Genomic DNA, 13,701 nt, shown 5'->3' with positions numbered 1-13,701 from the left:
TTTTAGTCGCAATGATCTGGCAATTTGCACTCGAATATGGGCGTTCAAGGGTAGGTGACTTCGGCGCATCTTTGCTTGTGCATTAATAGGTGCTGCGCCTTATTCCTTTTCTTTGACTGTTTTCGTTTTAGGTTTGGTTGATTTCGGTTTTTTAGTTGTTTCTTCCTTGCTGGTTGTCTTTTTTGCTTTTGTTGTTGCTTTTTTGACTTTTGGTTTTTTTACAGCCTCAGCTTGTTCTGTCTTTTCTGTTTCATCAATATTCGTATCAATGACTTCTTTGCCAGGAAACTCTTGCTCTGCAGAAGTAGCTGGAGAAGCCTCCATTATTTCCTCTATCACACTGTGTTTGAACTTGATTTTAGGCTCTTTTCCATCTATCAAACGATTAAAATTATCTCTGTGTTTGTAGAGAACCAGAATGGTGATCATGAATAATGGGGGGAAAATATTAAGATTACCCACCAATATTAAGGAGTAAAAAGGAGCTAAAGAGATAGAAGCTATTGATGCTAAAGAGGAATAGCGCCAGAAATTTGCTACCAGTAACCAGGTCGCGGCAACCATGACACCAATTATAAAATGAAATGCTAACAAGGCTCCTATTGTTGTAGCAACACCTTTTCCCCCTCTGAAATGAAAGAAAACAGGGTACATATGACCAACAACGGCTGCTAAAGCAGTAAAGGCAACGGTTACAGGTTCGGCACTTAAAAATTTGGCCAGGATGACAGGAAGTATACCTTTTAAAGCATCGAATACCATGACCATAATACCGTACTGCTTCCCTCCAAGACGGAGTACATTAGTAGCCCCTGGGTTTTTTGAACCCTCTTCTCTTGGGTCGGGGAGCCCGAACGTACGGCACACTATGATAGCTGAATTAATGGAGCCCATTAAATAACCAACTAGTATTAGAAATATAAAAAGCGCCACCGATTTCTCCTTACTCGGGAATAATTTTTATTATCAACCAATCTCAATTAACAGGCAATTTTAAGATAGAAAATATGCCAAGACTAGATAATAGAATTCATTTCATGTTATTTCAATTTAATTCCATGTTTAGTGCTGGAATGAGTGTAGGAATTGACTTGTTTATGCAAACAGCAGCCATGGTTGGTATAATTTGATCCAACAAGAGCGTTCATATTGCTAAAAAAGAGGATGTTCCATAGAATTTGAATTATTTGCAATAGTTTGAGACGGATACTGAATGTTGCTTTTTAGTCCTGTTCGGTGTGTCACTATCATTCTACTCCATTATTTAAGGAAATTTTACTAAAGCTATGGATGCCATTCATCTCCTTTCTGCAACAGAAATCATTCGCCGCATTAAAATGAAAGAACTCTCGGCTGCAGAGGTCATGGTGGCGCACTTAAACCATATTGATAAGATTAATCCTGTAATCAATGCGCTCACCGAACGTATTCCCCCTGAGGAATGCTTAAAGCAGGCAAAGGAAATTGACAAGAGTATCTCTTCGAAAAAAAATCTGAACAAGTTAATGGGGTTGCCTGTTGCCATAAAAGACGCTTTGTATGTGAAAGGACTAATTTGTTCTTCGGCATGTTCAGGATTTTACAAGGGAGAAAAAGCAGTACGTGATGCGACCCTGGTTTCTCGACTGAAAAAGGAAGGAGCAATTATTCTTGGCTTAACTAATGTTCCTGAATTGTGTCGCGGTGGTGATTCGGATAATTTAATCTATGGACGGACCAATAATCCTTATGATCTGGCAAGAACCAGTGGAGGCAGTAGTGGTGGTTCCGCGGCTTTGATCGCTGCAGGAGGCGTTCCTTTTGCTTTGGGCTCCGATGGTGGAGGTAGTTTAATGCAGCCTGCCCATTGTTGCGGTATTGTTGCATTGAAGCCAACACATGGCCATCTTCCTCATACAGGATCTGTAGGTGGGGATTCCTATGGTCTTATTGGCAACCTGATTTCTTTTGGACCAATGGCTCGTTCTGTCAGTGACCTTCGTTTAGGACTCTCCGTGCTTGCGGGTTCTGACCAATATGATCCTTATACAAATCCGGTTCCTGTTATGCCTGCTGCACCACTAAAAAAATTACGTGTAGCCTATTTTACAGAGAATGGTTTTACGCCAGTTGATGCGGAGATACAGAACGTTGTTAAATCAGCAGCCTTGGCTTTGCAGGATGATGTGGCTATAGTGAGGGAGGTACGACCTGATTGTGTCAGCAAGGCTTTTGATTTGCACTGGGAGCTTTTTCTCGGGGGCGATCGCGGAGCGGGATTTAAAACTATGTTATCGGAATTAGGGGTTAACAATCTGTCATGGGAATTACAAGAGTTCTTGCGTCAAGCGGAACAAACGCAATTCTCGGTGACTCAATTGCATCAACGCATGCGTGAAATCGATTTGTTTCGTCTGGAACTCGCTTTATTCATGCAAGATTATGATGTATTGATTAGTCCAGTGTTTCCAACAGTAGCAAAACCGCATGGGATTGGGATTAAAGAAATCAGCGATTTTTCCTATGCGATGACACACAATTTAAGTGGATTTCCAACGATTAGCCTAAGATGCGGGACTTCAGCCGAGGGGTTGCCCATTAATGTATTAATAGCCGCTAATCGCTGGAAAGATACTACCTCTCTGGCTGTTGCAGAACGCGTTGAGCAATTAATGGGGGGATATAAACCCCCTTCTCTAATCCACTCTCTGCAATGAAGCAAGAATCAATAATTTTTGAAACAGCGAACTAGGGCAGAAACAAGGCTTGCAAATCATTAGTATATTGCCTGCCTAATGGTGTTACTTGCCAATGAGTATCTGTTAAATTAATCAATTGTTTCTTATTAGCTAATTTCAGCAAGGGTAAAAGCTGATTAAGTTCCAATCCTGTCGTTGTCGTAAATAAGTCTAAAGGTATGGATTGTTCCAACCGGGTTGTATTCAGCATAAACTCAAACAACAATTCTTTACCTGTAATGGTTTCGCAAGCAGCCAGATAAGGTTTCTCATTATCCAGATAATCTTTGGGTTGACGGTGCTTACGGGTTCTTATTATTGCGTTTGGGGTTGTCATTTTTCCATGAGCACCAGCGCCTATACCCAAATAATCACCGAATAGCCAATAATTGATATTGTGTCTGGCTTGCTTTTCCGGTTTGGAAAAGGCAGAAATTTCATAGCGGTGATATCCGGAATTATGTAACAGGGCAAATCCTTGTTCCTCCAGCAAGTAATCTTCTTCTTCAGAAGGTAGGGGAGGAGTATGCTTGTAAAATACAGTATTCGGTTCTATGGTTAATTGATACCAGGATAAATGCTCAGGTTGATAGGATAAAGCGGTCTTAAGATCCTGTAATCCCTGCGTTACACTTTGATTGGGTAAACTGTGCATGATATCAAGATTGAGATTATCAAAGCCGGCTTTACGGGCAGTATCTATAGCAGAATGGGCTTGTTTCTCGTCATGAATACGGCCAAGAATTTTTAAATGATTGGGATTAAAGCTTTGAATTCCCAAAGAAAGACGATTGATTCCTGATTGTCTATAATCAGTAAATCGATGTTGTTCTACAGTACCGGGATTGGCTTCCATTGTAATTTCAATATTTTTTGCAAAGGGGAGTATGCGCTTTAATTCATTAAATAAGTTGTTATAAGCTTCGGCTGAAAATAAACTGGGTGTGCCGCCACCAATAAAAATGGAGTTAATTTCACGGGTATTGTATGAGGAAATATCCGTTTTAAGGTCTTCAATCAAAGCCTGAATATACTGGTGTTCGGGTAAAACATCAGGGCTTTTGTGTGAGTTAAAATCACAGTATGGGCATTTTCTGATGCACCAGGGAATATGAATGTACAAGGATAACGGAAGCATTACAATTTTTAAACTGGCTTGTTAGGGAATGCGATAGTATCATGATAGCAATTTTGCTACAAAATTAAGTGATGACCATTGATGCGAAATAAACCAAAATGTAAGCAAAGGACCGTGATAGCCAAATCCCGGTTGTTTACAGTTGAAGAAATGTATCTGGAATTTTCCAATGGGGCTCAGCGAGTCTATGAGCGGATTAAAAGTCATGGTCATGGTGCGGTGTTAATAGTTGCATTGACTCCCGGAGAATCATTATTATTAGTTCGGGAATACGCCGCAGGTACTGATTCTTATGAATTATCATTTCCCAAGGGAGTGATAGACAGAAATGAAACCCCTATAGAAGCAGCTAACAGAGAGTTACGTGAAGAGACTGGGTTTGCGGCAAGGGAACTGCACTGGATTCGTTCCATGTCATTGGCTCCTGGTTATTTTGGAGCTCGCATTGAGCTTATTGTTGCAGAGGGTTTGTACCATTCGCCGTTGCCAGGTGATGAGCCTGAGCCTCCTGAAACAGTAGAGTGGCCTTTACACGCTGCTTATGAGTTATTGGAAAAACCGGATTTTACCGAGGCGCGCAGTATTGCTGCGCTATTTTTAGTTAGAGAGTGGTTGAATAAGAGGAAATCATATGACAAATAATCGAGTAAGAGTTGCTGTCACAGGTGCAGCAGGGCAAATAGGTTATGCCTTGGTGTTTCGTATTGCTTCCGGTCAAATGTTTGGGCCAAATACTGAAGTGGAATTGAATTTACTTGAACTTGAGCCGGCACTTCCCTCACTGGAAGGAGTCGCTATGGAGCTTGATGATTGCGCATTTCCCTTATTAAAACGCATTGTTTGTACTGCAGATTTGAATAAGGCAATGGATGGTGTTAACTGGGCATTATTAGTCGGTTCAGTTCCGCGAAAGCAAGGCATGGAGCGTTCTGATTTATTACAAATCAATGGTGGTATATTCACCAAACAAGGTCAGGCGATTAATGATTATGCCAGTGATGATGTACGGGTATTTGTTGTGGGAAACCCTTGCAATACCAATTGCCTAATTGCTATGAATCACGCAAAAGACGTGCCTTCTGATCGTTTTTATGCAATGACCACATTGGATGAGTTAAGAGCTCGTACTCAATTGGCTAAAAAAGCAGGCGTTGACATTACTGCAGTGACTCAAATGACGATTTGGGGTAATCATTCCGCCACCCAATATCCCGATTTTTATAACGCAAAAATCAATGGAACTTCTGCTGCGCAAGTCATTAATGATGAAACCTGGTTAAAAGAGACTTTTGTATCAACCGTCCAGCAACGAGGAGCCGCAGTGATCAAGGCACGGGGTTCATCTTCTGCTGCTTCTGCCGCCAATGCGATAATTACAGGAGTTAATCATTTGGTTACGGATACTCCTGCTGGCGAATCGTTTTCAATGTGCCGTCGCTCAAAGGGAGAGTACGGAGTCGATGAAGGTTTGATTTTCTCTTTCCCATGCCGAAGAGAACATGGCGAATTAAAAGTGGTCGAGAACTTGGAGTTCAACGATTTTGGCCGCGAGAGATTCAATACCACTTTAAACGAATTACGAAGTGAGCGTGACACGGTCAAGTCTTTAGGCTTATTGGATTAACCAGACCGGGTTAATTCTTGATAGATTTGATTCTGTTGTTTTTGCTGATTACCCTGCTTTGTGAATTTTTCAGGGCAGGGTGCTGTCGCACCTTGGTTTTATAAACCAGGTTTCAATGACTCGTTTGTTTTTAAATCAGGGTCTTTATTGGGATGTTGATGTCTGTTTTTATATTCCTCACTCAAATACATTTGAAATAATGGCGAATTCTCCAGGATGGTTTTAGCGTCTGTGTTTCGTAAAAGAGTTGATACGGAACGACCATTGGATAATATTTCGTTGAGAGTATGAATCAATTGCTCTATTTGCTCGAAGGGTTCTTTTCTTTTATGCATCAAAACGGGAATATGCTTAATTATAGCTCTGGCAAGTTGTTCGTCTGTTAAGTAAAGAATCAAGCGGGTTTGAGAAATTTTGATGAAATTTCTTTCTGACCTGAGAATGATAGTGTATAAAAAATCAGGATCTTTTTTTAAGTGATTGCTCAATTTTTGGCTAAATCCAAACCTATCCCGGTTGTCAACCAGCGTTTGGGTTAATTCAGTATGATCCAATTGAGCAAAGGGTTTTCCTACCTTTTTTTCAAGCCAGGTCGTTAAATCATAGTCATGATGAGAATGATTCAGTGCGCTGAATTGAAATCGTGGCGATACTTTTGGATGAGATAAGACCTGATTCCAGTCAATAGTTGGCATGTGGTGCAATTTAGCCAGAGCATCCATGGATTTTCTGATTACATTAAAATTAATCCGCCATTTTTCAATATAAGGCAAGGCTTCTCTAATTGCTCTAAGCAGTTCAATAAAAGTATTTCTGGCTTTTGGATTGTAGTTCTCGGTGGCTTCTTTAAGATGTTGAACTGCTGGAAAAGTGTACTTGCCATTTCTCATTGCCTCTAAATGAAATACTGATTGTAATGATTTTAGCAATACAGAAAAAGGGTCTTCCATACCAATATTCCTCCACAGGCCCTTCTTTAAAAGTAGTTTATAAAAACATAAAAGCCAAATATTTTGCAAAATGGATTAATAATTTTTATTATGATTAATTTTGTTTATCGTTTTGATAAAAACAATTGATTTTATTTATTTAGCGGTTTCACCTAAATTTAACAATGAAAATGGTGTTAATTTAATGAGGAGAAAACTTATGATTACGGTAGGCAACAAATTTCCAGAGTTTCAACTTAAAGCAACGGTGGCCAATGATGTAAGTAATGCATTTCAAATGATCTCTAATGAAACGTATCGGGGTAAATGGTTAGTCGTATTTTTTTGGCCTAAAGATTTTACCTTTGTCTGCCCTACTGAAATTGCGGAGTTTGGAAGGCTAAATTCCGAGTTTGCCGATCGAGATGCTCAAATTCTGGGTGGAAGCACAGACAGTGAATTTGTACACTTGGCCTGGAGAAATCAGCATCCGGACTTAAACAATTTGCCATTTCCCATGCTGGCTGATGTTAAACGAGAATTGACAGCAAATTTGGGCATATTGGATGACGAGGAGGGAGTTGCCCAACGTGCGACATTTATTGTAGACCCTCAGGGAATTACTCGTTTTGTGATGGTTACGGATTTAAATGTAGGGCGCAATCCAGCTGAAGTATTACGTGTTCTGGATGCTTTACAGACCGATGAACTTTGTCCATGTAATTGGAAAAAAGGTGAAGAAACAATTCATATCAAATAAATTGAAAAAAGAGGCATCAATCATGTTAGAGAATGTTAAAGAAAGTATACCGGAAGTGGCTAAAGACATACGCTTGAATTTGACTAAGGTACTTGATCTGGAACAAAGTGATGGATTGAGTGAGCATCAGATTTTAGGTTCTGCATTGGCTGTGAGTTATTCTTTAGGCAATGAGGTTCTAATTAAAGGACTTAAAGAATTGGTGCATAACGAACAGATTGTACGTGCAGCACAACTTGCGGCAAGCCTTATGGCGATGACTAATATTTACTATCGCTTTGTTCATTTAACTGAAATTAAGGAAATTGAGCACATTCCTGCAGGATTACGAATGCAAGGAATGATGACTCCGGGGGTAGACAGGGTAACCTTTGAAATATTGTCCCTTGCTGTTTCTGCTCTCAATGGTTGTGGGGCTTGTGTCAGCTCTCACGCACGTCAATTGAAAGAGCACGGCTTATCTGATACAAGCCTTGCACGAGTTGGACGTATTACTGCTGTGATTCATGCGGTTCATGTGAGTGGTCGAATCAAATAAATCATTGCATTTGAAGCAGATTATCTGCTTCAAATGCAAAAAACTATTTAATGACGCCGCACGCTATACGGTCCCCCCCGCCACCTTGTGGAGGATTGTCACTGTAAGTGTCTCCATTGGCATGGATCATGACAGCTAAATTGTGCATATCACTTAATTTCAAACGAGGGGCTAAAGTAGGTATCATTGCTTTCCCATTACTTGTGACATATAAAACAGGTAAATCTCCCAAATGCCCGTTACCATAAGGGCCTTGGTGGCTATTGGTATTTTGAGGATCATAATGTCCTTCTGCATGCATTCCGTGGTTACCACAATCTGCAGTTTTATGTAAATGGAAACCATGCGGACCTTCAGGAAGGTTAGTTAAGTCTGGTGTAATCAAAACACCATAAGGGGTTTGTGTGAAGGTTACCTTGCCTATTGCAACTGGTTTGGGACCAGTTGTGTAAATTGGTGCTGTAAGATCATCGGCAATAGCCATGCTTGAGAATAAAATAGTACCAATTAATATTATTCCTGATTTATTCATGTCATTTCCTGGTATTTTTCAAAGCCCGTTAATATTTTTAGTATTATCCAAGAAAAACATTTATTCCACAGGATTTAAAAAAAAATCGATTTTTTGGGGTTAAAAATATTTTTAATTCAGACATTTAGTATATCAGGATTTGCACGTTCAAACCTTCATTGTGTAGACCATGAGAGTTTCGTAAACTCTATTTTAAAGTTTAGAGAGAGGATTACAAATTAATTGAATCGGTAAAAAATGATTGCTGTATAATAAGCAAGGTTTATACTTTATGTTTTAAGCTTTAATTAAACAGAGAGTCCTCATGGAATTGAGAATTGATAATACCCCTTTTAAAGCCATTTTTCAGCCTTTGGATCTGGGCTTTACCCAAATCAAGAATCGTTTATTGATGGGTTCAATGCACACTGGACTTGAGGAAGATAAAGAAAATTTAAATCGCCTGGCAAGCTTTTATAGAGAAAGGGCTCAGGGTGGAGTTGGATTAATCGTAACGGGTGGTTTTGCTCCTAACCGAGCTGGCCGTCTGGCTCCCTTCGCTGCCAAGCTGACTAATAGTAAAGAGCAACATCGGCATGAGGTCATTACTCAAGCGGTCCATGAAGCAGGTGGAAAAATTGCCTTGCAAATATTGCATGCAGGGCGTTATGGTTATCACCCTTTTATTGTAGCACCAAGCGGCATTAAATCCCCCATTAGCCCGTTTAAACCGTGGGAAATGAGTAAAAGACGAATTATCAAAACCATCAAACATTTTGCCCGATGTGCCAGACTGGCTCAATTGGCTGGCTATGATGGGGTTGAGATCATGGGAAGCGAAGGATATTTGATAAACCAGTTTATAGTTACTCATACCAATCATCGAAGGGATGAATGGGGAGGAAGTTTCTCCAATCGCATTCGATTTCCTATTGAAATAGTTCGCAGTGTTCGTGAGGCGGTAGGCGAGCACTTTATTATCATTTATCGCTTGTCCATGCTTGATTTAGTGGCTGAGGGGAGTAATTGGCAGGAAGTGGTTACCCTCGCTAAAGCCATTGAGCAAGCTGGTGCCAGTTTAATCAATACGGGTATAGGTTGGCATGAAGCAAGAATTCCAACGATAGGAACGATGGTTCCATCTGCTGCCTTCACTCCAGTGACCCAGCATTTAAAGCCAGAAATTAAAATACCTGTAATTACATCTAACCGAATTAATACACCAGAATTGGCTAATCAATTATTAGAAGATGGGGTCGCAGATATGATCTCTATGGCCAGACCATTTCTAGCGGATCCCTGCTTTGCAGAAAAAGCAAAATTAGGCGAAAGCAAAGCGATTAATGTATGCATCGCTTGTAATCAAGCATGTCTTGATCAAGTTTTTGTGAACAAAACAGCATCTTGCCTGGTTAATCCCCGCGCATGCAACGAGACAACCTTGGTTTATGAAACAACAAATCAACCGAAAGCTATTGCTGTAGTTGGTTCTGGGCCAGCTGGCCTTGCTTTTGCTGTAACAGCAGCTGAGCGAGGGCATAAAATTACCCTGTTTGAAAAAGCGAATCAGATTGGCGGGCAGTTTAATTTAGCGAAAAAAATTCCTGGAAAAGAAGAGTTTCAGCATACCTTGAATTATTTTGCCTACCAACTCCAAAAGTATAAAGTGGATGTACGTTTGAATACTGAAGCTACTGTGGAATTACTTAAAGACTATGATGAAGTGGTCTTGGCCAGTGGAATTATACCCAGAGTTCCCGAAATTAAAGGCATAGATCATAAAAAGGTGGTGAGTTATATTGATGTGATTACTCAAAACAAACCCGTTGGCTCACGTGTTGCCGTCATTGGGGCAGGAGGAATTGGTTTTGATGTCGCTGAGTTTTTAACTCATGATCATCAATTGACTTCTGAGCAATTTTATAATGAATGGGGAATTGATATTAGCGGGCAGCATAGAGGTGGATTAAAACCACCTGAAATTGCACCGAGCCCTCGTGAAGTGTATTTATTACAACGCAAAAAAGAAAAAATGGGTAAACGGTTGGGAAAAACTACCGGATGGATTCATCGCTCCAGTTTAAAACATAAACAAGTCAAAATGCTTTCGGGTGTAAATTACGAGCGTATTGATGATCAGGGATTGCACTTGACTATTGATGACAAGCCTCAAGTTTTGGAAGTAGATTCTATAGTGATTTGTGCAGGCCAAATAGAATTAAAGAATTTGTATGAGCCTCTGAAAATGGCAGGCAAGTTGGTTCATTTAATAGGAGGCGCTTATAAAGCTTTGGAGCTTGACGCACGTCATGCTATTGATCAGGCTTGTCGGTTGGCTGCATTAGTATGAGTAAAATTGCTGTAGTGATAAATCCTATAGCAGGCGGCGGTCGCGGAAAAAAAGTTTGGAAAGTCCTAAAACCCGGGTTACATGCCCTATTCGAACAAACTGTTTACAGAATATCTAACAGGGTTAATGATCTTGAAGCAATCACAGACGGACTTCTTGCTGAAAACCCTGACAGCCTGTTAATAATCGGTGGAGATGGCACTTTAAATCATGTTTTGAATGGCTTAATTGAGAAAGATAAATTAAAAAATCCGCAAACAAAAATCGCTTTTTTTAACGCAGGTTGTGGCGGTGATTTTACAAGACAATTTCCCCAACAGAAAATGACCGAATTCCTGGATAGATTAAGTCATAACCAATTTATCAAGTGTGATATTGGGAAAATTACTCTTGCCAATCAATTGTCGAGGTATTTTATTAATATTGCCAGCTGTGGTCTGTCAGGACATGTGGTTTTGCGTGTCTCTAAAAGCAAGTGGTTAAAAAAACTGGGCGGTACTCTGAATTACTTGTTGCATGCTTTAACCGGGTTGATGACCTATCGTAAAACCAAAGTAAGGGTTCAGATAGACGATGCTCTACCATTTGATAGCTCCATCCTGCTCATGGCCGTCTGCAGTGGCCAGTATTTTGGCGGAGGTATGCATGTAGCGCCAATGGCAAAAGTGAACGATGGCTTGTTTGATGTGGTTTCTTTTAATGAATTTTCAAAACTAAATGCACTTTTAAAATTATATAAAATTTATTCAGGAGGGCATTTGTTGGATAATAATGTCCATTATGTTCAGACTAAAAAAATTAAAATAGAGCCGTTGGAAGAAAGTAAAATAGAAATTGAGGCAGATGGTGAAATTATTGGTTGCTTACCGGCACAGTTTGAGTTAATTAAAGAAACTCTTCCTCTTATTATTTAAAAATAAAGGTCAAAATAGGGCACTTTCTATAAAATTATTTTTTATCAAGACAGGTTGTTGCCTCAAGACGAGATCACATCATTAAGTGCAATAAACAACACAAACGATTGTTCATATTTTGTCATTCTGCGCAGGCGGGAAGCCATTTTTATTGTAAGCTGTGGAGCAAAATTTGAAATAGATTTTCACTTGCGTGGGAATGACACATGTGATGTATTATTTAGTCAAAATATGATTTTGCCCTGGTTGTAGTCTTGATAAAATTAATAAATATAGTGCATCATCTTGTTAATTTTGTTATTATAATGCACATTTTTTATATTAGTTAGCCTTTTCAGAAAGACGCTTTATTATATTCAGGAACAGTATGAATCAAGAAATATCAAACTTCTCTACTTTTAATTTTTCTAATGCTTTAAATAAGGCGTTAGAAGATATGAAGTTTATTACGCCATCGCCTATCCAGGCTCAAACCATTCCTTTGATATTGCAAGGTCGTGATGCCATTGCTCTTGCGCAAACTGGTACAGGTAAAACAGCGGCTTTTGCATTACCAATTTTGCAAAATTTGTCCCCTGAGATATCTACCACTCAGGCTTTGATTTTAGCCCCTACTCGTGAATTGGCAATCCAGGTTGCAGAGCAATTTGAATTATTAAGCAAGTACCAACGCAATGTGACGATCGCCGTTCTTTGCGGTGGGCAAGAATATGGTCGTCAATTAAAACAATTGCGTAGTGGTGCGCAAGTGGTTGTTGGAACGCCAGGACGTATTCTGGACCATATCGATAAAGGCACCTTGCTCTTAAATAATCTGAAGACATTTATTCTGGATGAAGCAGATGAAATGTTGCGTATGGGTTTCATCGAAGATGTAGAAACCATTTTAGAAAAACTGCCTGAAAAAAAGCAAATGGCATTGTTTTCAGCAACCATGCCCTATCGAATTCGTCAAATAGCCAATACTTATTTGAATGACCCTGCCTCAATTGAAATCCGTATGGAAACTGCGACGGTCAAGTCTATTGAGCAACGGTTTTTATTTGCTTCCGTACATCAAAAACCGGATGCGTTAATCCGGGTCTTGGAAGTGGAGGATTATCAAGGGGTTATCGTTTTTGTACGCACTAAAAGCAGTACTGAGGAAGTAGCAGAACTATTGCAACAACATGGATTAAGAGCAATGGCAATTCATGGTGATATTACTCAGTCTTTGCGTGAGCGGATTATTGCTCAATTTAAACAAGGAGCGATTGATATTCTGGTGGCGACGGATGTCGCTGCAAGAGGTTTGGATGTCGAGCGAGTTACTCATGTGATTAATTATGATATGCCACATGATAATGAAACTTATGTTCACAGAATTGGCAGAACAGGGAGAGCTGGCCGTTCTGGTGTTACGATTTTATTTGTAACTCCCAAGGAATCGCGTTTAATTTCCAGCATTGAACGCCATACCAGGCAACGAATTGAGAAAGTTCAAGTTCCTAATGACCATATGATACAGATGGCTCGTCAACAAAGATTCATGTCTAACATTACTACTCGACTGAATCATGAGCATGTGTATTCCTACAAAAGGATTGTGGAAGAATACATTAAAGAGCATGACGTATCAGCAGTAGATGTTGCGGCTGCTCTTGCTTTATTGCTGCATAAAGACATGCCTTGGAGAAAAGAATTAAATATGCCTAAAGCAGCTTCAGCATTCAAAGAAGAGAGAGCTCGGGCAGGAGAAAAAGGATTGGATTTACGTGGTCGATTTAAGGAAGATAGAAAAAGTTCTTTTGCTGATCGGAAAGGTGCGCGAGGAAGCAAGAAAGATTTTGCCAAAGACTTTTCTAATGAAAGAAAAAAATTTAATGATGGCAGGAAGGCCGTTAATCAAGAATCAGTAGCCCAGGATTTATTTCGTATCGATGTAGGCAAAATTCATGGAGTCAAACCTGGCAACATAGTAGGGGCTATTGCTAATGAGGCTGGCTTGCAAAGCCGATATATTACTGGTCTTAAAATTCATGAAGATCACTCTACTGTTCGTTTACCAAAAGGTATGCCAAAAGAAGTGATGAAGGACTTAACCAAGGCTTGGGTTTGTGGCCGCCAACTCAATTTAACATTAATTGGTAGTGCCTGAATAGCTTAGCAGTAAAGTGCTGTTAGCGCTATCAATTGGCCTTTAATTATTTTGTAAAACGATTTCGCCTGTCAGGGCGAGAT

13 protein-coding genes are annotated in these 13,701 nt (G+C 39.8%); 9 read left to right on the top strand and 4 right to left on the bottom strand.

What is annotated here, in order from left to right:
* Positions 1–99: 99 nt before the first annotated feature.
* The gene (gene plsY, locus LPG_RS11845) at positions 100–933 is read right to left on the bottom strand and encodes a glycerol-3-phosphate 1-O-acyltransferase PlsY (RefSeq protein ID WP_010948062.1); all 834 of its coding nucleotides are present in this window, start codon (positions 931–933) and stop codon (positions 100–102) included.
* A gap of 74 nt (positions 934–1,007) precedes the next feature.
* Between plsY and LPG_RS15425 the strand changes: the two genes are divergently transcribed.
* On the top strand, positions 1,008–1,130 hold the full coding sequence (locus LPG_RS15425; protein ID WP_015444123.1) for a hypothetical protein: 123 nt from the start codon (positions 1,008–1,010) through the stop codon (positions 1,128–1,130).
* Positions 1,131–1,286: 156 nt separating this feature from the next.
* Positions 1,287–2,696: an amidase gene (locus tag LPG_RS11840; RefSeq protein ID WP_010948061.1), complete on the top strand. Its 1,410-nt coding sequence runs from the start codon at positions 1,287–1,289 to the stop codon at positions 2,694–2,696.
* 31 nt (positions 2,697–2,727) lie between these two features.
* Here LPG_RS11840 and hemW read toward each other — a convergent pair whose 3' ends face one another.
* Complete coding sequence (gene hemW, locus LPG_RS11835; RefSeq protein WP_010948060.1) at positions 2,728–3,855, bottom strand: radical SAM family heme chaperone HemW; 1,128 nt, start codon at positions 3,853–3,855, stop codon at positions 2,728–2,730.
* An 81-nt stretch (positions 3,856–3,936) separates the two neighbouring features.
* Here hemW and nudE point away from each other — a divergent pair, with 81 nt between their 5' ends.
* Positions 3,937–4,497, top strand: a complete 561-nt coding sequence (nudE, locus tag LPG_RS11830) for an ADP compounds hydrolase NudE (protein WP_015444124.1) — start codon at positions 3,937–3,939, stop codon at positions 4,495–4,497.
* Positions 4,487–5,479 (top strand): malate dehydrogenase, encoded by a 993-nt coding sequence (locus tag LPG_RS11825; protein ID WP_010948058.1) that lies wholly within the window; start codon positions 4,487–4,489, stop codon positions 5,477–5,479. Before nudE ends, LPG_RS11825 begins: the two co-directional genes overlap by 11 nt.
* Positions 5,480–5,577: 98 nt before the next feature.
* Here LPG_RS11825 and mavF read toward each other — a convergent pair whose 3' ends face one another.
* Positions 5,578–6,498, bottom strand: a complete 921-nt coding sequence (gene mavF, locus LPG_RS11820; protein ID WP_010948057.1) for a Dot/Icm T4SS effector MavF — start codon at positions 6,496–6,498, stop codon at positions 5,578–5,580.
* Between the two features lie 130 nt (positions 6,499–6,628).
* Between mavF and LPG_RS11815 the strand changes: the two genes are divergently transcribed.
* Positions 6,629–7,168, top strand: a complete 540-nt coding sequence (locus tag LPG_RS11815; RefSeq protein ID WP_015444127.1) for a peroxiredoxin — start codon at positions 6,629–6,631, stop codon at positions 7,166–7,168.
* Positions 7,169–7,190: 22 nt separating this feature from the next.
* Complete coding sequence (locus LPG_RS11810; RefSeq protein WP_010948055.1) at positions 7,191–7,706, top strand: carboxymuconolactone decarboxylase family protein; 516 nt, start codon at positions 7,191–7,193, stop codon at positions 7,704–7,706.
* Positions 7,707–7,749: 43 nt separating this feature from the next.
* Here the strand turns inward: LPG_RS11810 and sodC are convergent, their stop codons facing one another.
* Positions 7,750–8,238, bottom strand: a complete 489-nt coding sequence (gene sodC, locus LPG_RS11805; protein WP_010948054.1) for a superoxide dismutase SodC — start codon at positions 8,236–8,238, stop codon at positions 7,750–7,752.
* Between the two features lie 304 nt (positions 8,239–8,542).
* Between sodC and LPG_RS11800 the strand changes: the two genes are divergently transcribed.
* The 3 genes from LPG_RS11800 to LPG_RS11790 all read left to right on the top strand — a co-directional run bounded on the left by LPG_RS11800 (position 8,543) and on the right by LPG_RS11790 (position 13,618).
* Entirely contained in the window at positions 8,543–10,567 is a 2,025-nt protein-coding gene (locus LPG_RS11800) for an NADPH-dependent 2,4-dienoyl-CoA reductase (RefSeq protein ID WP_010948053.1), read from the top strand.
* Positions 10,564–11,481, top strand: coding sequence for a diacylglycerol/lipid kinase family protein (locus LPG_RS11795; RefSeq protein ID WP_015444129.1), 918 nt, complete (start codon positions 10,564–10,566; stop codon positions 11,479–11,481). Before LPG_RS11800 ends, LPG_RS11795 begins: the two co-directional genes overlap by 4 nt.
* A gap of 367 nt (positions 11,482–11,848) precedes the next feature.
* A complete protein-coding gene (locus tag LPG_RS11790; protein ID WP_010948051.1) occupies positions 11,849–13,618 on the top strand; it encodes a DEAD/DEAH box helicase in 1,770 nt (589 codons plus the stop codon).
* The last annotated feature ends 83 nt before the right edge of the window (positions 13,619–13,701 follow it).

It is taken from the genome of Legionella pneumophila subsp. pneumophila str. Philadelphia 1 (genome assembly GCF_000008485.1).
GTDB classification, from domain to species: domain Bacteria; phylum Pseudomonadota; class Gammaproteobacteria; order Legionellales; family Legionellaceae; genus Legionella; species Legionella pneumophila.
Note: the sequence above shows the minus strand (reverse complement) of the source record. Positions and strands in the feature narration are given on the sequence as shown.

What these genes read in the sequence shown, in the direction of transcription:
- LPG_RS15425 (WP_015444123.1), top strand. Translation starts at nt 1,008, where the DNA reads ATGCCAAGACTAGATAATAGAATTCATTTCATGTTATTTCAATTTAAT.
- LPG_RS11840 (WP_010948061.1), top strand. Translation starts at nt 1,287, where the DNA reads ATGGATGCCATTCATCTCCTTTCTGCAACAGAAATCATTCGCCGCATT.
- hemW (WP_010948060.1), bottom strand. Translation starts at nt 3,855, where the DNA reads ATGCTTCCGTTATCCTTGTACATTCATATTCCCTGGTGCATCAGAAAA.
- nudE (WP_015444124.1), top strand. Translation starts at nt 3,937, where the DNA reads ATGCGAAATAAACCAAAATGTAAGCAAAGGACCGTGATAGCCAAATCC.
- LPG_RS11825 (WP_010948058.1), top strand. Translation starts at nt 4,487, where the DNA reads ATGACAAATAATCGAGTAAGAGTTGCTGTCACAGGTGCAGCAGGGCAA.
- LPG_RS11815 (WP_015444127.1), top strand. Translation starts at nt 6,629, where the DNA reads ATGATTACGGTAGGCAACAAATTTCCAGAGTTTCAACTTAAAGCAACG.
- LPG_RS11810 (WP_010948055.1), top strand. Translation starts at nt 7,191, where the DNA reads ATGTTAGAGAATGTTAAAGAAAGTATACCGGAAGTGGCTAAAGACATA.
- sodC (WP_010948054.1), bottom strand. Translation starts at nt 8,238, where the DNA reads ATGAATAAATCAGGAATAATATTAATTGGTACTATTTTATTCTCAAGC.
- LPG_RS11800 (WP_010948053.1), top strand. Translation starts at nt 8,543, where the DNA reads ATGGAATTGAGAATTGATAATACCCCTTTTAAAGCCATTTTTCAGCCT.
- LPG_RS11795 (WP_015444129.1), top strand. Translation starts at nt 10,564, where the DNA reads ATGAGTAAAATTGCTGTAGTGATAAATCCTATAGCAGGCGGCGGTCGC.
- LPG_RS11790 (WP_010948051.1), top strand. Translation starts at nt 11,849, where the DNA reads ATGAATCAAGAAATATCAAACTTCTCTACTTTTAATTTTTCTAATGCT.